At 71.0% G+C, this 18,747-nt stretch carries 18 protein-coding genes; 8 read left to right on the top strand and 10 right to left on the bottom strand.

The features are described from left to right. The first annotated feature begins 186 nt into the window (after positions 1–186). Positions 187–3,426 carry an arabinosyltransferase domain-containing protein gene (locus AB0H56_RS31690; protein ID WP_357170441.1) on the top strand — a complete coding sequence of 1,080 codons (3,240 nt, stop codon included), beginning with the start codon at positions 187–189 and terminating at the stop codon, positions 3,424–3,426. Positions 3,427–3,550: 124 nt separating this feature from the next. Here the strand turns inward: AB0H56_RS31690 and AB0H56_RS31685 are convergent, their stop codons facing one another. After that, positions 3,551–4,057, bottom strand: coding sequence for a VOC family protein (locus tag AB0H56_RS31685; protein WP_357170438.1), 507 nt, complete (start codon positions 4,055–4,057; stop codon positions 3,551–3,553). A 122-nt stretch (positions 4,058–4,179) separates the two neighbouring features. On the opposite strand from AB0H56_RS31685, the gene AB0H56_RS31680 reads away from it, so the two are divergent. Further along, positions 4,180–4,737, top strand: coding sequence for a tetratricopeptide repeat protein (locus AB0H56_RS31680; RefSeq protein ID WP_357170435.1), 558 nt, complete (start codon positions 4,180–4,182; stop codon positions 4,735–4,737). A gap of 174 nt (positions 4,738–4,911) precedes the next feature. Here AB0H56_RS31680 and AB0H56_RS31675 read toward each other — a convergent pair whose 3' ends face one another. Both AB0H56_RS31675 and rarD read right to left on the bottom strand, forming a co-directional pair. Then, a complete protein-coding gene (locus tag AB0H56_RS31675) occupies positions 4,912–5,841 on the bottom strand; it encodes an ADP-ribosylglycohydrolase family protein (protein WP_357170432.1) in 930 nt (309 codons plus the stop codon). Between the two features lie 142 nt (positions 5,842–5,983). Next, positions 5,984–6,907, bottom strand: a complete 924-nt coding sequence (gene rarD / locus AB0H56_RS31670) for an EamA family transporter RarD (RefSeq protein ID WP_357170429.1) — start codon at positions 6,905–6,907, stop codon at positions 5,984–5,986. Between the two features lie 35 nt (positions 6,908–6,942). On the opposite strand from rarD, the gene AB0H56_RS31665 reads away from it, so the two are divergent. From AB0H56_RS31665 to AB0H56_RS31655, 3 genes are all read left to right on the top strand, one after another. After that, on the top strand, positions 6,943–9,366 hold the full coding sequence (locus AB0H56_RS31665) for an HAD-IC family P-type ATPase (RefSeq protein ID WP_357170426.1): 2,424 nt from the start codon (positions 6,943–6,945) through the stop codon (positions 9,364–9,366). A gap of 80 nt (positions 9,367–9,446) precedes the next feature. Continuing rightward, on the top strand, positions 9,447–10,265 hold the full coding sequence (locus tag AB0H56_RS31660) for a PhzF family phenazine biosynthesis protein (RefSeq protein ID WP_357170423.1): 819 nt from the start codon (positions 9,447–9,449) through the stop codon (positions 10,263–10,265). Positions 10,266–10,455: 190 nt separating this feature from the next. Next, positions 10,456–11,097 carry a hypothetical protein gene (locus AB0H56_RS31655; RefSeq protein ID WP_357170420.1) on the top strand — a complete coding sequence of 214 codons (642 nt, stop codon included), beginning with the start codon at positions 10,456–10,458 and terminating at the stop codon, positions 11,095–11,097. A 51-nt stretch (positions 11,098–11,148) separates the two neighbouring features. Here AB0H56_RS31655 and AB0H56_RS31650 read toward each other — a convergent pair whose 3' ends face one another. From AB0H56_RS31650 to lspA, 3 genes are all read right to left on the bottom strand, one after another. Next, positions 11,149–11,835 carry a hypothetical protein gene (locus AB0H56_RS31650; protein ID WP_357170417.1) on the bottom strand — a complete coding sequence of 229 codons (687 nt, stop codon included), beginning with the start codon at positions 11,833–11,835 and terminating at the stop codon, positions 11,149–11,151. A gap of 73 nt (positions 11,836–11,908) precedes the next feature. Then, positions 11,909–12,835, bottom strand: a complete 927-nt coding sequence (locus tag AB0H56_RS31645; RefSeq protein ID WP_110040745.1) for an RluA family pseudouridine synthase — start codon at positions 12,833–12,835, stop codon at positions 11,909–11,911. Further along, complete coding sequence (gene lspA / locus AB0H56_RS31640) at positions 12,832–13,440, bottom strand: signal peptidase II (RefSeq protein WP_357170414.1); 609 nt, start codon at positions 13,438–13,440, stop codon at positions 12,832–12,834. Before lspA ends, AB0H56_RS31645 begins: the two co-directional genes overlap by 4 nt. 147 nt (positions 13,441–13,587) lie before the next feature. On the opposite strand from lspA, the gene AB0H56_RS31635 reads away from it, so the two are divergent. Together AB0H56_RS31635 and AB0H56_RS31630 are read left to right on the top strand one after the other, a co-directional pair. Continuing rightward, positions 13,588–14,478, top strand: coding sequence for a hypothetical protein (locus AB0H56_RS31635; protein WP_357170411.1), 891 nt, complete (start codon positions 13,588–13,590; stop codon positions 14,476–14,478). Then, the gene (locus tag AB0H56_RS31630; RefSeq protein ID WP_357170408.1) at positions 14,475–15,200 is read left to right on the top strand and encodes a hypothetical protein; all 726 of its coding nucleotides are present in this window, start codon (positions 14,475–14,477) and stop codon (positions 15,198–15,200) included. Before AB0H56_RS31635 ends, AB0H56_RS31630 begins: the two co-directional genes overlap by 4 nt. Before the next feature lie 13 nt (positions 15,201–15,213). Here the strand turns inward: AB0H56_RS31630 and AB0H56_RS31625 are convergent, their stop codons facing one another. Further along, complete coding sequence (locus tag AB0H56_RS31625; RefSeq protein ID WP_357170405.1) at positions 15,214–16,065, bottom strand: TIGR03619 family F420-dependent LLM class oxidoreductase; 852 nt, start codon at positions 16,063–16,065, stop codon at positions 15,214–15,216. A 155-nt stretch (positions 16,066–16,220) separates the two neighbouring features. Between AB0H56_RS31625 and AB0H56_RS31620 the strand changes: the two genes are divergently transcribed. Beyond that, a complete protein-coding gene (locus AB0H56_RS31620; RefSeq protein ID WP_357170402.1) occupies positions 16,221–16,688 on the top strand; it encodes a VOC family protein in 468 nt (155 codons plus the stop codon). On the opposite strand, the gene AB0H56_RS31615 is transcribed toward AB0H56_RS31620, so the two are convergent. From AB0H56_RS31615 to AB0H56_RS31605, 3 genes are all read right to left on the bottom strand, one after another. Further along, a complete protein-coding gene (locus AB0H56_RS31615) occupies positions 16,689–17,102 on the bottom strand; it encodes a Rieske (2Fe-2S) protein (RefSeq protein ID WP_357170399.1) in 414 nt (137 codons plus the stop codon). Between the two features lie 111 nt (positions 17,103–17,213). Beyond that, the gene (locus AB0H56_RS31610; protein WP_357170444.1) at positions 17,214–17,834 is read right to left on the bottom strand and encodes an LON peptidase substrate-binding domain-containing protein; all 621 of its coding nucleotides are present in this window, start codon (positions 17,832–17,834) and stop codon (positions 17,214–17,216) included. 82 nt (positions 17,835–17,916) lie between these two features. Further along, positions 17,917–18,747, bottom strand: an 831-nt coding sequence (locus AB0H56_RS31605; protein WP_357170396.1) for an AMP-binding protein, incomplete at its 5' end; no start/stop codon positions are given.

The following is an 18,747-nucleotide window of genomic DNA, read 5'->3' as shown; positions in this document are numbered from 1 at the left end:
TTCGTGGCCGAGGAGGGCAAGTGGAAGGTCCAGAAGTCGTGGGCCTGCACCATGTTGACCAACCTGGGTCAGCAGTCGGTCGCCTGCGCCTGACCCGACCCCCCGAAGCCCCGGCCCGACACCCGTCGTGGCCGGGGCTTCGGGCGTTTTCGCGAGGAGTCCGCCGCGCGGCTACTATCGGGCCCCGTGGTTGAGACGATCGTGCGGCCGGGGCATCCGACCGAGGATGCTTCGGAGCCCGCGCGACGGGATCGGGCCGGCGGAGGGGTTCGCATCGTCGCGATCGTCGCCGCCCTCATCGGCGTTCTGAGCGCGATCGCCATACCGTTGCTGCCCGTGCGGGTGGACACCGCGACGGTGTCGTGGCCGCAGCGCGGCACCCTCACCGCGGTCGAGTCCCCGCTCGTCGCCTACGCGCCGGCCGAACTCACCGCCACCGTGCCGTGCGCCGCGCTGAGCTCGCTGGCCGCGACCGGCGGGGTCGCGGTGTCGACGATCCCGTACCAGTCGGCGGATCGCGAGAAGTACGGCTTCGTGGTCAAGGTCGTCGCCGACACCGACGAGCGGCCCGGCCGCGTCGACGTGGTGTCGCGCTCGACGCTGCTGTGGACGGCGCCGCTGGCCGATGTCGTCGGCGCCGACTGCGCGATCTCGGCCTCGATCACCCCGCGCGAGGCCGCGGTCACCGCGACCGGGCTCGGCGCCGCGGGCGCGACGGTGTCCACCGATCTGCGGCCCCAGGTCGTCGGTGTCTTCAGCGAACTCACCGGCGCGCCGCCCACCGGCCTCGCCGTCGACGTGGTCGCCGATTCGCGCTACATCACCTCGCCCACCTGGATCAAGCTCGCCGCGATCGTGCTGTGCCTGCTGGCGACGGCGCTGTCGCTGTTCGCGCTGCACCGGCTCGACGCGCGCGACGGTCGCTCGGCCCGCCGGTTCCTGCCGCAGCGCTGGTGGCGGCTGCGCCCGGTGGACTGGCTGGTGTTCGCGGTCCTCACCGTGTGGCACTTCATCGGCGCCAACACCTCCGACGACGGCTACATCCTCGGGATGGCCAGGGGCGCGCGCAGTTCCGGCAACATGTCGAACTACTACCGCTGGTTCAGCGTCGACGAGGGCCCGTTCTACACGCCCTACACCGACATCATCGGCTGGCTCACCCACCTGTCCACGGCGAGCCCGGTGGTCCGGCTGCCCGCGCTCGGCGCCGGGCTGCTGACCTGGTGGCTGATCAGCCGCGAGGTGCTGCCCCGGCTGGGGACGGCGGTGCGCCGCCAGCGGGTCGCCACCTGGACCGCGGCCCTGGTGTTCCTCGCCTTCTGGCTGCCCTACAACAACGGCCTGCGCGCGGAATTCGTCGTCGCGCTGGGTGTGCTGGTCACGTGGGTGTCGGTGGAGCGATCCATCGCCACCCGCAGGCTGCTGCCCTTCGCGGTCGCGGTGATCGTGGCCGCGTTCACCCTCACCGGCGCGCCGTCGGGGCTGATCTGTCTCGGCGCGCTGGTGGCGGGCGCCCGCACGGTCACGGCCGTCATCGTGCGCCGGGCCAAGTCGGTCGGCTATCTCGCGCAGCTGCTGCCGATCCTGGCCGCGGGCACGGTCGTGCTGACCGTGGTCTTCGCCGACCGCACCCTGGCAGGCGTGCGGGAGATGTTCGAGGTGCACGGCAAGATCGGGCCCGGCGAATCCTGGTTCTTCGAGTTCCTGCGCTACCAGTACCTGCTGCAGATCAACGCCGACGGCTGGCTGACCCGGCGCTTCGGGGTGTTCGTCATGCTGCTCGGCCTGATCGTCTGCGCGGCGACCATGCTCCGGCGCGGCGGTCACATCCCCGGCACCGCGACGGGCCCGACGCGCAGGCTGCTCGGGATCACCCTGGCCGCCATGGTGCTGATGATGTTCTCGCCCACCAAGTGGACCCACCAGTTCGGTGTGTTCGCCGGTCTTGGCACCTGCGTCGCCGCGGTGACCGCGGTCGCGGTGAGCCCGGCCGTGCTGCGGCCCCTGCGCAACCGGGCGCTGTTCGCCGCCGCGGTGTTCTTCGCGCTGGCGATGACCTGGGTCGGCGCCAACGGGTACTGGTACGCGTCGTCCTGGGGCATCCCGTGGTGGGACAAGCCGCCGACCCTCGCCGGTTTCGGCGTCTCGACGCTGTTCGCCGGGCTCACGGCGCTGTGCCTGGCGATCGCCGCGTGGTTCCACATCCACCCGAACCCGTCGCCCACGGCCGGTCGGCTGTCGCGGGTGCCCGTGCTCGCCGTCGTCGCCGCCATGATGGTGCTCTTCGAGGTGGCCTCGTTCGCGAAGGCGACCGTGGCGCAGCATCCGGCGTACTCGCTGGCGAACTCCAACTTCCAGGCGGCCTTCGCCGGCGGCTGCGGCATGGCCGACGAGGTCCTCGTCGAGACCGACCCGAACGCCTCCGTGCTCGTCCCGCTGACCGGTGACGTGACGACGGCGCTGGCAGGCACCGAAGCCACCGGCTTCCGGCCCGACGGCGTGGCCCCGGTCCTCACCTCCGACGAGGTGGAATCGACCACGGGACAGGCCAATTCGGTCTCCGACGATCCCGACAAGCTGCGCGACGCCTCCACCTCGGCGGGCTCGGAGTCCCGGCAGGGCTCGCTCGCGCTCCCGTTCGGCCTCGATCCAGCGACCACCCCGGTGCTGGGCAGCTACCGCTCCGGCGCGCAGGAACCCGCCGCGCTCACCAGCGGCTGGTTCCGCCTGCCCGACGGTCCGCGCGGACCGCTGCTGACGGTGGCGGTGGCAGGCCGGATCCGCTCGGTCGACGCCGACGGCATCGTGCATCCCGGCCAGGAATTGACGGTCGAGTACGGCACCGCCGGACCCGACGGCTCGGTCACACCGGCCGGTCGGGTGGCGCCGATCGACATCGGCCCCGCGCCGATGTGGCGCAATCTGCGCGTGCCGCTCGATCAGGTGCCCGCCGAGGCCGGCGTCGTCCGGCTGGTCGCGCAGGACCGCGATCTGGGCCCCGATCAGTGGCTCGCCGTCACCCCGCCGCGCGTGCCGAAGCTGACCACGCTCAACGCCGTCGTCGGCAGCGACACCCCCGTGCTGCTGGATTGGGCGGTGGGACTGCACTTCCCGTGCCAGAACCACCTGCCGACCTACAACGGCATCTCGGCGCTGCCCGAGTACCGCATCCTGCCCGACCGCAACGGCGCCACCATCACCAACCTGTGGCAGGGCCACGACGGCGGCGGCCCGCTCGGCTGGACCCAACTGCTGTTCACGGCCCGCACCCTGCCGACCTACCTGAACAACGACTGGGACCGCGACTGGGGTTCGCTCGAGCAGTACCTGCCGCTGGACAGCACCGCCGTCCCGGCACAGCCGACGGTGTCCTCCGACAACCGTTGGGGGACCTGGACTCCTGGCCCGATCATCACTGCCTGGTAGTCGACGCCGACCGGCCGAGATCGAGCGCGCGCTCGACCTCGGCCCGCGGCGATCGGTACAGGACCGCCGTGGCCTGCCGTGGCCGAAGCGGGTGTCCCTATGGGTTTTCGTCGAACCGTGCCGATCAGTTGGAGCCACAACGGAAATACTGGACCAGGCAGAACTCGTGATCCTCGGGATCGCTCATGACCATGACGACGCCCTCGTCGTAGTCGTGCCGCTCACCGGACCAGCGGCCGCCCGAATTCTCGACCGCACGGCAACCGGCTTCGATGTCGTCAACCTCGATGTCGAGGTGGATGCGAACATTTCCGATCTTGGGCTCGGCCACTCGTTGGAAGGTCAAGCGTGGTCTGTCGTCGAAGCGTGAGCCGATGGTTGCCCATCCCGGATCATCACCGTGTTCGGCCGTGACGGGGATATCCAGAATCGTGCTCCAAAATGATGCCAGTCGCGTCGGGTTGGTGCAGTCGATCGTGATCCCGACCCATCGATTCGCCATGCCCATCAGCATGAACGAGTCGGGTTGTCCGTGTTCTGCGTCACGCAGGAATCGGTGCGGGTGTTCGGTATGTAATCGGCGCGACCGGTGGGTGCGGAACTCGTCGAAGTGGGTGCGGCGCAACGACATCTGTTCCGGAGGTGGCGGTTCGAATCGCCCGATGTGAGGGTGGCGGCGGGTTACCCTGAAGGAACCGCCCGGCGATGGAGGCCGCTGTGAGATTCATACGGCGTCGATCGGATCGCGTTCCCGTGCAACTCGAACGGCGCCTCGGGGAGGCACTGCGGTTGCTCGACGTCGGCAGCCACGGATCGGCCGAGTCCGCACTGACCGAACTGCTCGCCGACTGTGAAGCCGAGATCCGAGCGGAGCATCCCTTCACGATCACCGTCATCGACGCCCTCGGATCCGCCTGCTATCAGCAGCGGAACTTTCCCGATGCGGCCGCGTGGCATCGCGACGCCCACCACCGCGCCACCCGCTCCCTCGGCCCGAACCATCCCCTCACCCTGAGCGCCGCGCACAATCTGGGCTCTGCGCTGCTACTCATGCACGAGTGGGCCGAGGGGCTACCCCTGCTTCTGACGGTTCTGGAGGCCAAGAAGGCGGCACTCGGCAGCGAGCACCCCGAGACGCTGGCCACCGCCCAAGCGGTCGGGGCCGGCCTGTTCAAGTCCGGCGACAGGCAGGGGGCCGCGCTCATCCTGGACCAGGCATACCGAACGGCCCTGCGTGCCTATGGATCCGACGATCCGACCGTGGTCGACCTGCGGCACAATCTCGATGTGGTGCTCCGCAACTCCCGCTGAACGCGGTTGTACCGCATCGGAAGGCAGCGGTTCCACCACTGGCTAACCGATCCATCAGGATCCGTGCTCTCGGCGCGCCGAATCACAGAGCTGCTGTGGGGAGAGGTGACATCGTCGTCTCCCATCCGGCCGTTCCGGACATCGGGCGATGTTCACCTCGCGTCGAGTCGGCGCTCAGCGCGAGTGCGCGGCGATACGTTGCGCCAGGTCGGGGAGGTCGGCGCCGGTGAGGCCGGGGTAGCCGTGGAGCATGGCCCGCCAGCGCGGCGGAACGGCCGACGCTCCCCAGCGGGCGCCGAGCAGGCCGCCTGCGATGGCGGCCGTGGTGTCGGTGTCGTTGCCCGCGCGGACGCAGGCTTCCAGGGCGCGGGGGAGATGCTCGGGCGTGGACTGGTCGGTGGTGCTGATGGCCCACCACGCGGTCTGCAGGGCATGTACGACCCAGCCGTTGTTCGGGAAGTCCGCGGGGGTGCCCTGCTCGGCCTCGTCGAGACGCTCGGTCCAGTACGCCGAATGCGCTGAGCCGCTGAGGTATTCGCGCACCCCGCCGAAATCGGCGTGCAGCACGGCGTGGCGCACCGCGTAGGTCCACAGCTTGCAGGCTTCGACGGCCTGCTCGTCGTAGTGGGTGAGCATCCCGATCCGGCCTGCCGCGGCGACGCACGCGGCGGCGTCGTCGAGGTAGGCCAGGGCCACCGGCGCGGTGCGCATCAACGAGCCGTTGCCGCCGGTCAGCCCGGTCAGCGACATCGCGACCGCCTGCATGTCGAGCGCGGACGAGGGCCTGGCCGACAGCACGGTGCGAGTCTGGTTGCCGATGTCCGGCGGGTCCGAGTCGAACCAGGCCACGAACCCCTGGGCGACCGCGTCCAGGTCGATCCCCGGCCCGTTCACCGCCGCCAGCACGATGGCCAGCGCCATCGAGGTGTCGTCGGTCCACTCACCCGGCGCCCAGTCGAACACCCCGCCACCGATCATGTCGATCACCGTCGCGGGCCCGGGTTTCGTGAACTCGTAGCCGGCCCCCAGGGCATCGCCCGCGGCCCCACCGACGAGCACCCCCGCCACCCGATCCGAGAACCCCGAACCGACCAACCGAACCACCCCTCCCGAGCGCCGCTCTCCACCATCCAGCCGATCGAGCCTACCGGTCGGATTGTGCGTGGCACCGGCAATTCGGTGTCGGCACGCGGGGGCAGGCGACCCAGGCCGGTCGGCCCGCGGTGGAGGTGGACCGGTGCGCGAGCTAAGGCGTAGTGACCTCGTCTACGGGCGTGGCCGCTACCGCCGCGCGACGCGCCCGTCCGGCCCGCCGCAGGGCGTCGGTGGTGAAGACGGCCAGGGCCGCCCAGATGAGGGCGAAACCGGCCCAGCGGGAGGCGGGCATGGGTTCGTGCATGACGGCCACGCCCCAGGCCATCTGGAGGGCGGGGGTCAGGTATTGCAGGATGCCCATGGTGGACAGTGGCACGCGCTGGGCGGCCACCGCGAACAGCAGCAGCGGGATCAGGGTGACCGGTCCGGTCGCCAGCATCAGGCCGACATGGGCGGGGGTGGAGGTGAATTCGCTGCGGCCGGTGGCCATCAGGGCGATCAGGAAGGCCAGGGCGAACGGGAACGCGACGATGCCCTCGGCCGCGATGCCGCGCAGCGCGTCGAGCCGGATCACCTTCTTGACCAGCCCGTAGGTGGCGAACGAGCAGGCCAGCACCAGGGCGATCACGGGCGGTCGCCCGTAGTCGACGGTCAGCACGACCACCGCGAGCGCGCCGAGCCCCAGTGCCACCCACTGTGCGCGGGTGAGCCGTTCGCGGAACAGCACCACGCCGAACGCCACGGTGACGAGCGGGTTGATGAAGTACCCCAGCGCGCACTCCACGACATGCCCGGAATTCACGCCGTACACATAGGTGCCCCAGTTGATGGCGATCGCCGCCGACGCGGCCGCCGCGAGCCGCCAGGTGCGCGCGTCGATCCCGCGCATCGCCCGCAGCCGCCCGGCCACCGCCAGCACGATCAGCACGACGACGAGCGTCCAGATGATGCGCTGCGCCACGACTTCGGCGGCCGAGGCGAAGGCCAGCAACCCGAAGAACGCCGGGAACATGCCCCAGATCAGGTAGGCGCCGGTCCCGAAGACGACACCGGGCGGAGAGGGGCTGCGCTGCATTCATCCCATGTTACGACTGACGTAGCCTGACGAGCATGTCCATTTCCGTGCAGGAGCCCGCGGCGACCGGGTTGACCGCGGCACAGGTCGAGGAACGACGCCGTGACGGGCGCACCAACGATGTCCCCGCCAGAGCCAGCCGCTCGGTCCGCGACATCGTCCGGGCCAACGTCTTCACCCGCATCAACGCCATCCTCGGCGTGCTCTTCCTGCTGGTGCTGGCCACCGGCTCGCTGATCGACGGCATGTTCGGCCTGCTCATCGTGGCCAACAGCGCGGTCGGCATCATCCAGGAGATCAGAGCCAAACGGACCCTGGACCAGCTCGCCATCGTCAGCCAGGCCAAGCCGACGGTGCGCCGCGACGGCGTCGCCACGCAGGTCTCGCCCGGCGAGGTGGTGCTCGACGATCTGATCGAGCTCGGCCCCGGCGACCAGATCGTCGTCGACGGCGAGGTCGAGGAGTCGGCCGCGCTCGAGATCGACGAGTCGCTGCTCACCGGTGAGGCCGATCCGATCGACAAGGGCGTCGGTGCCCCGGTGATGTCGGGCAGCTTCGTGGTGTCGGGCTCGGGAGCCTACCGCGCGACCAAGGTCGGCAAGGACGCCTACGCGGCGAAGCTGGCCGAGGAGGCCAGCAAGTTCACCCTCGTGCACTCCGAGCTGCGCTCCGGCATCGACAAGATCCTCAAGTTCATCACCTACCTGCTGATTCCGGCGGGCGCGCTGAGCATCTACAACCAGCTGGTCTCCAGTGGCGAGTCCTGGCGCCCGGCGGTCACCGGCATGGTCGCCGCGCTGGTGCCGATGGTGCCCGAGGGCCTGGTCCTGATGACCTCGATCGCGTTCGCGGTCGGCGTGGTGCGACTGGGCAAGCGCAACTGCCTGGTCCAGGAACTGCCCGCGATCGAGGGCCTGGCCCGCGTCGACGTGGTGTGCGCGGACAAGACCGGCACCCTCACCGAGAACGGCATGCGCCTGGCGCAGGTCGAGCCGCTCGGGGCCTTCGACGAGGCGCTGGTCCGGCAGGTCCTCGCCGCGCTCGCGGGCGACGATCCACGCCCGAACGCCAGCGTGCAGGCCATCGCCGAGGCGCTGCCGGACACCCCGGGCTGGTCGCAGACCGCCATCGCGCCGTTCTCCTCGGCCAAGAAGTGGAGCGGCATCTCCTATGGCGCGCACGGTGATTGGCTGCTCGGCGCGCCGGACGTGCTGCTCGATCCCGCCTCGGCCGACGCCGCGCGCGCCGAGGAACTCGGCTCCTCGGGCCTGCGCGTGCTGCTGCTGGCGCGCGGCGACCGTCCCGTGGACGCTGCCGACGCGCCGGGTGAGGTCGAACCGGCCGCGCTGGTCGTGCTCGAGCAGAAGGTGCGTCCCGACGCCAAGGGCACCCTCGAATACTTCGCCGACCAGCAGGTCTCGATCAAGGTGATCTCCGGCGACAACGCGGTCTCGGTCGGCGCCGTCGCCTCCTCGCTGGACCTGCCCGGCGGCGACCACCCGGTCGACGCGCGCACCCTGCCCGAGAACCGCGACGAACTCGCCGACGTGCTCGACACCGACACCACCTTCGGCCGGGTCCGCCCCGACCAGAAGCGCGCCATGGTGGCCGCCCTGCAATCGCGCGGGCACACCGTCGCCATGACCGGCGACGGCGTCAACGACGTGCTGGCCCTCAAGGACGCCGACATCGGCGTCGCGATGGGCGCGGGCAGCCCGGCGACCCGCGCGGTGGCCCAGATCGTGTTGCTGGACAACAAGTTCGCCACCCTGCCGTATGTGGTGGGGGAGGGCCGCCGGGTGATCGGCAACATCGAGCGCGTCTCGAATCTGTTCCTCACCAAGACCGTGTACTCGGTGCTGCTGGCGTTCCTGGTCGGCCTGGCCGGTGTCGGCTCGCAGATCTTCGGCTACGACCCGATCGGCTATCCGTTCCTGCCCCGCCACGTCACCATCGCGGCGTGGTTCACCATCGGCATCCCGGCGTTCATCCTGTCGCTGGCGCCGAACAACGAGCGGGCCCGCACCGGCTTCGTCGGCCGCGTCATGCGGCTGGCCGTGCCCTCGGGCGTGGTGATCGGCGTGGCCACCTTCGTGGCGTACCTCATCGCCTACGCGGGGCCGGAGGCCTCCGAGACGCAGAAGGTGCAGGCGGGCACGACGGCGCTGATCACCCTGATCATGATCGCGGTGTGGGTGCTCGCGCTCGTCGCGCGGCCGTACGTGTGGTGGAAGGTGGTGTTGATCGCGGTGTCGGTGCTCGCCTACATCGCGCTGTTCACCATCCCGTTCACGCGAGAGTTCTTCAAGCTCGACCCGTCCAACCCGCGCCTGACGCTGGCGGCGTTCGTCTGCGGCGCGGTCGGCATCGTGCTCGTGGAGCTGGCGTGGTGGGTGCAGGCGCGGATGAGCGGCAACACCGGCAAGTTCGTGCCCGCGGTCGGCGCGCAGGGCGCGTGAGGCCGCGCTGACCAGGGCCGGGTTGCCTCGAGAACCCTTGTGCCCGACGAACATTCGGTCTTGGAGTACCTTTGCGCACTATGGAGGTACTGCTGCACCAGATCGACGCGTTCGCCGACGCACCGTTCTCGGGCAACCCGGCCGCGGTCATGCCGCTGTCCGCGTGGCTGCCGGATGCGCTGCTGCAACAACTGGCCGAGGAGAACAACCTCGCCGAGACCGCGTTCTACACCTCCGAGTTACCCCCCGACGCCGGGGGACCGCCCGGTGAATGGCCCGCCTTCCATCTGCGCTGGTTCACCCCGGCGGTGGAGGTCGACATGTGCGGCCACGCCACGCTCGCCTCGGCCGCCCAGATCATCGAGGACCTGCATCCCGGCCACGACCGGGTGAGCTTCTACACCCGCTCCGGGTGGCTGCACGTCGACCGCACCGACGACGACGAATATGTCCTCGATCTCCCCGCCCTCGCCTCGGTCCAGGTCGATCCCGACCCGGCCCTCGTGGCCGCGCTCGGTGTCACCCCGATCCGCGCCTACACCGGTCAGGATGAAGTGATCGTCGTCGCCACCGAGGACGAAGTACGCTCCGCCACACCGGATCTCGGCGCCTTTCCGGCCCTGCCGCGCGGGCTGGTCCTGACCGCCGCCGGCGACTCCGCCGATTTCGTCTCCCGCTTCTTCGCCCCCGGCGTCGGTGTCCCCGAGGACCCCGTCACCGGCTCCGCGCACGCCCAGCTGGTCCCGCTGTGGCGCCGCGAGCTCGGGCGCACGACGCTGACCGCGCGCCAGCTCTCCCGGCGCGGCGGTGCCCTGCGCACCGAACTGGCCGACGATCGCGTCCTGCTGCTCGGCCGCTGCCGCCGCTATCTCGACGGCGTGGTGACGCTGCCCGACTGACCGCACCGGACCGTCGCGCCGCCCCGGGCGCGGCGGGCCGAAACCCCGTTCCACCTGCGCACAGACCGTGCATCTCGGCCGCCTCTTGCGTATACGTATACTTCTACATATAGTGGGAGTTGTAGCCGGAACGACCTCGCCAGTCGAGCGGACCGGCCTTCCCCCATCGCATCTCCCGAGGAGCACAGTCATGCCCACTTTCCAGACCCCGGACCCGATCACCGTCGTCGTCGACGTGCCGTGCGGCGATGTCGTCGTCACCGCCGGCGACCGCACCGACACCGTCGTCGAGATCCGTCCGTCCGATCCGTCCAGCATGAACGATGTGCGTGCCGCCGAGCGGATGCAGGTCGATTTCGCCGCGGGGGTGCTCACGGTCCGTGCGCCCGAGGAGAAGTGGTTCACCGGCGTGTTGAGCGGCAGGTACTCGATCGAGGTGAGCGTCCTGGCCCCGGCGGGTTCACAGCTGAAGGCCACGACCGCGCTCGGCCGCCTGGTCGGCACGGGCGAGCTCGGTGACTGCGAGCTCGACGTGGCCGCGGGTGACATCGTCGTCGAGAGTCCCCGCGGTTCGGTCACCGCGAAGACCGCCAAGGGCGACATCACCATCGGTGCGGCCGTGCGCGGGGTGGTGCAGGTGGAGACCTCGATGGGCACGCTGTCGGTCGGGGTGCGTCCCGGCAGCGCCGTAGAGGTGGAGACCTTCGCCGCCTACGGCACGGTCCGCAACGATTTCGCCGCGGCCGCCGTCACGGGCGACGACACCGTGCGTGTACACGCACGGAACATGTACGGCGACATCACGATCGGGCACGCCGCCGTCGCGGCGTGAGTGCTCGGCCAGGCCGCGGTGGCTCGGCCCCTACTCCGCGGGGACCGGCCCCTACTCCGCGGGGACCGGCCCGTCGTCGGGGATGGGCGTCACCACGTCGGTGGTTTCCGGGAGCAGGGGCGCCACCGCGAATCGGCCCGCGATCGCGTCGGCGGGCAGTGCCTGGACCGAGCGGACGCCGGGTCGCGTTGCCAGGTCACGCAATTCGGGCAGGGTGCCGCGTACCACCAGGCCTGCGGTGCAGGCACAGCCCGCGCGCAACCTGGCTTCGGTCACCCTGGCGATCTCGGCGGCGCGCTGGTCGCGGAACCGCTGGGCGGCGAGCAGTCCCGCCGCCGCGTCGGCGGAGGTCAGCGCCGGTTCGTCGCCCGCGGGGGTGGCCACCGTGATCACCGGCGTCTGCACCCGCTCGATCGGGACGTGCTGGATCACCCCGGAGATCCGCAGGCCGGCGGCCGCGGCCGGGATCTGGGGCGGGGCAAGGTAGTCGGTGAACGAGACCAGCGCCCAGTGCGCGTCGGTGTCGGGGCCGTCGAGGGAGGCGCGTGCCTCGCTCAGATAGTCGTCGACCCGCTCGCCCTGCGCGGGACCGAGCCGATCGGTGGCGACACCGGAGGTCGGGCGCGGATTGGCGACGCCGAGGACGACGACCACCACCGCCAGCACGGCGGCGCCGGCGAGCAGCAGTGCCGTGCGGAGCCGGTGCTCGCGCGCGGGCGGCTCGTCGGGTGCGGTCACGAGGTCCGGGTCGGGGAGGGGCCCGCGGTCGTCCGGCACCGGATCCGGTGCCGGAGTGGACGACCGCGGGTCCTCAGGCATTGCGCAGGACGTCCAGTGCGCCCGCCAGGTCGGCCGGGTATTCGCTGGTGATCTCGAGCCAGCGCCCGTCGGCGGGATGGTGGAAACCGAGCTGGCGCGCGTGCAGCCACTGCCGTTCCAGCCCGAGCCGCTTGGCCAGGGTGGGGTCGGCGCCGTAGGTCAGGTCGCCGGCGCAGGGGTGCCGGATCGCGGAGAAGTGCACGCGGATCTGGTGGGTGCGGCCGGTCTCGAGGTGCACGTCGAGCAGGCTCGCGGCCTGGAACGCCTCGATCGTGTCGTAGTGGGTGACGCTGGGCCTGCCGTCGCCGGTGACCGCGAACTTCCAGTCGTTGCCGCGCGCCCGTCCGATCGGCGCGTCGATCGTGCCGCTGCTCGGATCAGGATGTCCCTGCACGAGGGCATGATATTGCTTGTCGACCGTACGCTGCTTGAAGGCGCGCTTGAGCATCGTGTACGCGTGTTCGGACTGCGCGACCACCATCACCCCGGACGTGCCGACGTCGAGCCGGTGCACGATGCCCTGGCGTTCGTGCGCGCCGGAGGTGGAGATGCGGTAGCCCATCGCGGCCAGCCCGCCGACCACGGTCGGCCCGGTCCAGCCGACGCCGGTGTGCGCGGCGACGCCGATCGGCTTGTCCACCGCGACGATGTCGTCGTCGGCGTAGAGGATCTTCATCCCCTCCACCGGGGTGGCCTCCACGACCAGCTCCCGCTTCGGTTCGGGGAAGACCACTTCCAGCCAGGCGCCCGCGGTCAGCCGGTCGGACTTGCCCGCCGCGACGCCGTCGAGCTGCACCGAGCCCTCCTCGGCCAGCGCGGCCACCGCCGTGCGCGACAACCCGAGCAGCCGGGACAGGCCCGCGTCGACGCGCATCCCGTCCAGCCCGTCGGGGACGGGCATGGTCCTGGTCTCCCTCACGCGGTTTCCTCCCGGGTGTGTTTGCGGCCGCTGCGGGTGCCGTCCGGTTCGAAACCGAACACGGTGAGCGCGACCAGCAGGATCGCCCCGCACACGATCGCCGAATCGGCGACGTTGAACACCGGCCACCACCCGACGGCCACGAAATCGACGACATGGCCCTGCAGCGGGCCGGGGTAACGGAAGATCCGGTCGACCAGGTTGCCCAGCGCCCCACCGAGGACCATGCCGAGGCCGATCGCCCACCACAGCGAGCGCAGCGTGCGCCCGATCCGGATGACGCCGATCACCACCGCGGCGGCGATCAGGGTCAGCAGCCAGGTCATGCCGGTGGCCATCGAGAACGCCGCGCCCGGGTTGCGCACCAGGGTGAACCGCGCGAAATCGCCGATGATCGGCACCGATTCACCGGGATCGATGAGGGCCACGGCGAGGCATTTGGTCAGCAGGTCGAGTCCGAACAGCACGGCCGCGATCGCCAGCAGCGTCGTCAACCGGCGCCGACCTGCGGGTTCGGCGGTCTCGGCGGTCTCGGTCGCCGGTGTGGTCGCCTCGTCGCCGGTCTCGGGGACGGCAGCGTTGTCGATGGGCCGGTCTTCACTCACGGGTCCATCATTCCCTAATGGCGATCGGGCCTTCGTCGCGGTGCCGGGAGTCCCAGCTGTTACTCAGGAAGCGGTCGTACGCTGATGGCTGTGACGGTGTTGTCTAGTTCTCGCTTGCCCCGCATCGCGCGCCCCGGGGTGTTGGTCGTGGCGCTCGTGCTCGGGTTCGCGACCTTCGGCGCCGGGTGCGCCGATCGGTCGGCGTCGCCGGTCGACACGGAGGGCACCGAGCCGCTCGGCATCGGCAAGGAGGTGACGGTGCCGATCACGGCCGCCGTCACCACGCTGGTGTCGGCCGGTGACGAGCCGCGCGAGCTGCTGCGCTCGCGGTATGTCCCCGGTGTCACCCAGGAGGTGACGCTGCGCACGGACTACCGCATCCAGCAGCAGGTCAACGATCAGCCAGCGCGCGACTTCTCGCCCGCCGCGCTGACCATCCCGATGACGGCCATCGCCGGCGACGACGGCGTCGACCTCACCGTGGGCACGGTCACCACGCCCGATCCGGCGCTGAACAAGGCGTTCACCTCGGCCGACGGTTCGCACGCAGGCCTGGAGATGAGCGACCTCGGCGCCATCACCGAGCTGCGCCTCGCCCCGTCTCCCGACACCCCCAACTCCGCGCGAGCGGCCCTGGAGCAGGCCTTCTACCAGGCCGTGTACCGCTCGATCGCGTTCCCCGACGAGCCTGTGGGCGTCGGCGCGGTGTGGACGGTGCACCAGGAGATCACCGGCGGGGTCACCCTCGACCAGATCACCACCGCGACCCTCACCAGCCGCGAGGGCGACCGGCTCACCATCGATCTGCACGTGAGCCAGACCCCGACCGAGAACGTGTGGACGCTGCCCAACGACGCGGGCGCGCTCGAGATCGCCGGGTACGTCATGGAGGGCACCGGCACCATCACCGTCGATCTCGGCCTGCCCCTGCCGGTCTCGGGCGCGATCGACGTCGGCGGCCAGCAGACCTACCGCGACGCGCGCAGCGAGAGCACCCTGGTGCAGACGCAGTCGACCCGCGTCTCCTGGACCGAATGATGCGTTCGACTCTGCGGCGCGCCGGCGCGGCCGTCTCGGCGTGCGCGGTACTGGCCGGGGTGGTCGCATGTGGTTCCGACGAGGACGAGTGCGGTGCGGGCGGATCCTGTCCCGCGCCGTTCGGACCCACCGTCACCGCGGCCCCCGGCACCGGTGCGGCGGTGAGTGATCCGGCGCGCCTGTCGGCCGGCCTGCTCGCGGCGGCCGATCTGCCCGGGGACTTCAGCGTGGTGCCGCCGCGCGGCGAGAACACCGACCCGGCGGTGCCGCCGGTGGCCCCAACCGATCCGCCGGACTGCGCCCGCCTGCTGTCGCCGATCGCTTCCCAGCGGCCGGGCTCCTCGGCCGCGGCCTCCGTCCAGTTCGCCGGGCCGAGTTTCGCGACGATCGACATCGACGCCGCGAGCTACCCCGACGCCGCGCTGTCCGGCGCGTTCGACGCGCTGCAGGACCAGCCGCGCCGCTGCGTCTCCTATACCGGGGAGGACGAGGGCGTGCGCATCGACTACCGCACCGCCCCGCTCGACCAGCCGCAGGCGGGCGACGCCAATTCGGCCTTCACTCTCACGGCGGCCAGCGAGGGCCTGACCCTGACCTCGGCCACGGCGCTGGTCCAGGTCGGCAACACCCTGGTCCAGATCGTCGTCACCGCACCCGAAGTCGTCGACCCCGGCGTGCTCGCCGACCTCACCGCCGCCCAGGTGCGCAAACTGCGCGCCTGAGCGGCGTGGCGGATCACACCGCGGCGGGAGCCAGCTTGCCGCCCAGGTGGGCGATGTAGCCGCGGACCTCCTCGGCCGAGCGGTCGGGCAGGCCGAACACCGTCTCGGTGACGCCCAGCTCCGCCCAGCGGGCCAGCTGGTCGGCGTCGTGACGCCCCGCCAGCGCGATCACGCGCGGCGTGCCCTCGCGTCCGGCCTCGCGCCAGACCCGGTGCAGCAGCGCGATCTTGTCGCCCAGCTCGCCCTCGGTCGGGGTGGTGATCCAGCCGTCGGCGTGCGCGGCCAGCCAGCCGAAGGACTTCTCGGTGCCGCCCGCGCCGAGCAGGACCGGGATCGTCGGGCTGATCGGCTTGGGCCAGGACCAGCTCGGCCCGAAACGCACGAACTCGCCCTCGAATTCGGCTTCCTCCTGCGACCAGAGGGTGCGCATCGCGTCGAGGTTCTCGCGCAGTACGGTCCGCCGCTTCTTGGGCGGGACGCCGTGGTGGGCGAGTTCGTCGGTGTTCCAGCCGAATCCGACACCCAGCTCGACCCGGCCGCCGGAGAGGTGATCGAGCGAGGCGATGGTCTTGGCCAGGGTGATCGGATGGTGTTCGGCGGGCAGCGCCACCGCCGTCGACAGCGTGATGCGCTCGGTCACCGCCGCGGCCGTGGCCAGCGCGACCCAGGGGTCGAGGGTGCGCAGGTAGCGGTCGTCGGGCAGCGAGGAGTCGCCGGTCTGGGGATGCGCGGCCGCGCGCACCACCGGGATGTGGGTGTGCTCGGGGACGTAGAACGCGTCGAACCCCGCGTTCTCCGCCGCCAGCGCGGCGTCGGCGGGCGTGATGCCCCGGTCACTGGTGAACAGCACGAGCCCGTACCGCATATTCCGGCCCTCCGGATCAGACAACAAAACTGAAACAAGTTCTACCAGCCTTTCGGGCCGGTCGGAAGACCATGGCGGCGACGGCCTTCCCCGCGCCGGGCGGGGGGAATAGGCTCGGAACGGTCCGAGCACGACCCTCGACCCGGAGGTGTCCGATGTCTGATGTGTCTCCCTTTCCCGCTGGTTACCCGCGAATCTGTCCCGGCATCTCGTGCGCGGGGGCCGCGGCCGCGATCGACTTCTACACCGCGATCTTCGGCGCCACGGTGCGCATGAAGATGCCGGGCCCCGGCGACACGATCGTGCACAGCGAGCTGCTGGTGGGCGACTCTGTTCTCATGGTCGGCGACCCCGTTCCCGAGATCGGCTTCCTCGACCCGAAGGCGGTCGGCGGTTCGCCGGTGAACCTGATGGTCTACGTCCCCGACGCCGACAGCGCGTTCGACGCCGCGATCGCGGCGGGTGCCACCGAGATCACGCCCGTGACCGACCAGTTCTACGGCGACCGCAGTGGCGCCTTCGAGGACCCGTGGGGCCACCGCTGGACCGTGGCGACCCACATCGAGGACGTCTCGGAGGCGGAGATGCAGCGGCGCATGGACGAGATGATGAACGCGGGCTGATCACCCCGCGACAATCGAATCACCCTCCACCCGTACGGGTTTCGACGGCAGCGGCTCGCTCGCGGGACCACCGCGGACGCTGCCGTCGAGCCCGAAGCGGCTGCCGTGGCACGGGCAGTTGACGGTGCCGTCGGAGACGTTGCCCACCCGGCACCCCGCGTGCGTGCACGTCGAGGACAGCCCGACGAACGTTCCCGCGGTCGGCTGGGTGATCACCGTGTCCCCCACGATCACGCCGCCACCGACCGGCACGTCGGCGGTCCGCGCCAGCGCACCCGGCGGTCCGCCCGCCGGCGCCTGCGCCCCGGCCGACGACCCGTCCTTCCCACCGCACGCCGTCACGGTCGCGGCCGCCGCCAACACCCCCGCCCCGACCATCACCGTCCGCCGATCGATCTCCCACGCGCTGCTCATCCCTGACTCCGATCCACTCGGGCCGAGCCACGGACCCGGCACGCTCACTACCGGTTCAACGGATCGGGCAGCGCTCCGGTTCGAAAATCGGCGAGGTGTCTCGGGACGAGGTCACTGGAGGCGGAATTCCATCATGGCGATGGCGTCGTCGACGGCGGTGACGAGGGTTTCCAGGCGGGTGTAGGGGTCGGGGGCCGAGAGGGCGGCCTGGCGGTCGGTGGGGCCGATGGGGAGGCGGGCGGCCAGTTCGTAGGAGCGGATCACCGGGTCGTCGGCCAGGTCGTCGAGCGGGGCCGACGGTGGCGGCTGGCGGATGCCGGAGCGGCGGGCAAGGCGTTCGGTGAGGGTGTGCAGGCGGTCGGCGCGTTTGCGCAGGTCGGCGAGGAGTTCGCCGTCGTCGGCGCCGTCCTCGTCCGGCCACTCCCGCACCTGGGCCCGCGGGTACGGCGCGTCGTCGAGCCACTCCTCGACCCGGATGCGCGCGCCGCCCACGCACCGCAGCCGGAACCGCGAGCCGGACAGCTCGACCACATCGGTGATGCGCGCGACCACGCCCACGTCGGTGCGCACGTCACCGCCGCCCACCTCGTGCCCGCGGGCGATCAGCACCACCCCGAACTCCGGTTCCCGCCGCCCGTCGAGACAGTCCTCGACCAACGCGACGTAGCGCGGCTCGAAAATCTGCAACGACAACGGTTCGCCGGGCAGCAACACCGCGCCCAGCGGGAACATCGGAATCTCCACCCTCACAGCATGCCCGCTTCCACTCCACCCGTGCCCGCGCGGCGCGCGGGCTCCCGACACCGACCCGCGCTCAGCCCTTGGCGATGGCCTCGAACACGGTGGGGTCGACCAGGGTGGAGGTGTCGCCGAGTTCGCGGCCCTCGGCCACGTCGCGCAGCAGCCTGCGCATGATCTTGCCGCTGCGCGTCTTGGGCAGCTCCGGCACGAGATGGATCTCCCGCGGCCGCGCGATCGGGCTGATCTCCAGGGACACCGCCGCTTTGAGCTCGGTGACCAAGGCGTCGTCGGAGGTCGCCGAGCCGGTGAGGATGACGAAGGCGACGATGCCCTGCCCGGTCGTGGCGTCGCTCGCGCCGACGACTGCCGCCTCGGCCACGGCCGGATGCCCCACGAGCGCCGATTCGACCTCGGCGGTGGAGATGCGGTGTCCGGAGACGTTCATGACGTCGTCCACGCGGCCCAGGATCCAGAGGTCGCCGTCGGCGTCGAGCTTGGCGCCGTCGCCGGCGAAGTACCAGCCCTCGGAAGCGAAACGCTGCCAATAGGTCTCGCGGTAGCGGTCCATGTCGTTCCAGATGCCGCGCAGCATCGACGGCCACGGCTGATCCAGCACCAGCAGACCCGAGGCGTCGTTGTCCAGCGGCGCGCCGTCGTCGTCGACGACCTTGGCCGAGATGCCGGGCAGGGGAGCCATGGCGGCGCCGGGCTTGGTGGTGGTGACGCCGGGCAGCGGGGAGATCATGATGGCGCCGGTCTCGGTCTGCCACCAGGTGTCCACGATCGGAGTCTTGTTGGCGCCGATGACTTCTCGGTACCAGCGCCAGGCTTCGGGGTTGATGGGTTCGCCGACGGAGCCGAGCAGGCGCAGGGAGGTCAGGTCGTGGGCGTCGGGGATCTCGCG

Source organism: Nocardia sp. NPDC050717 (assembly GCF_040654275.1).
Taxonomy (GTDB): Bacteria; Actinomycetota; Actinomycetes; order Mycobacteriales; family Mycobacteriaceae; genus Nocardia.
This window is presented reverse-complemented; position numbering and strand designations above follow the sequence as displayed.

Excerpts from the sequence above, each read along its gene's own strand:
- AB0H56_RS31615 (WP_357170399.1), bottom strand. The coding sequence starts at position 17,102 with ATGAGCAGCGCGTGGGAGATCGATCGGCGGACGGTGATGGTCGGGGCG.
- AB0H56_RS31665 (WP_357170426.1), top strand. The coding sequence starts at position 6,943 with ATGTCCATTTCCGTGCAGGAGCCCGCGGCGACCGGGTTGACCGCGGCA.
- AB0H56_RS31625 (WP_357170405.1), bottom strand. The coding sequence starts at position 16,065 with ATGCGGTACGGGCTCGTGCTGTTCACCAGTGACCGGGGCATCACGCCC.
- rarD (WP_357170429.1), bottom strand. The coding sequence starts at position 6,907 with ATGCAGCGCAGCCCCTCTCCGCCCGGTGTCGTCTTCGGGACCGGCGCC.
- AB0H56_RS31620 (WP_357170402.1), top strand. The coding sequence starts at position 16,221 with ATGTCTGATGTGTCTCCCTTTCCCGCTGGTTACCCGCGAATCTGTCCC.
- AB0H56_RS31610 (WP_357170444.1), bottom strand. The coding sequence starts at position 17,834 with ATGTTCCCGCTGGGCGCGGTGTTGCTGCCCGGCGAACCGTTGTCGTTG.
- AB0H56_RS31685 (WP_357170438.1), bottom strand. The coding sequence starts at position 4,057 with ATGTCGTTGCGCCGCACCCACTTCGACGAGTTCCGCACCCACCGGTCG.
- AB0H56_RS31655 (WP_357170420.1), top strand. The coding sequence starts at position 10,456 with ATGCCCACTTTCCAGACCCCGGACCCGATCACCGTCGTCGTCGACGTG.
- AB0H56_RS31630 (WP_357170408.1), top strand. The coding sequence starts at position 14,475 with ATGATGCGTTCGACTCTGCGGCGCGCCGGCGCGGCCGTCTCGGCGTGC.
- AB0H56_RS31660 (WP_357170423.1), top strand. The coding sequence starts at position 9,447 with ATGGAGGTACTGCTGCACCAGATCGACGCGTTCGCCGACGCACCGTTC.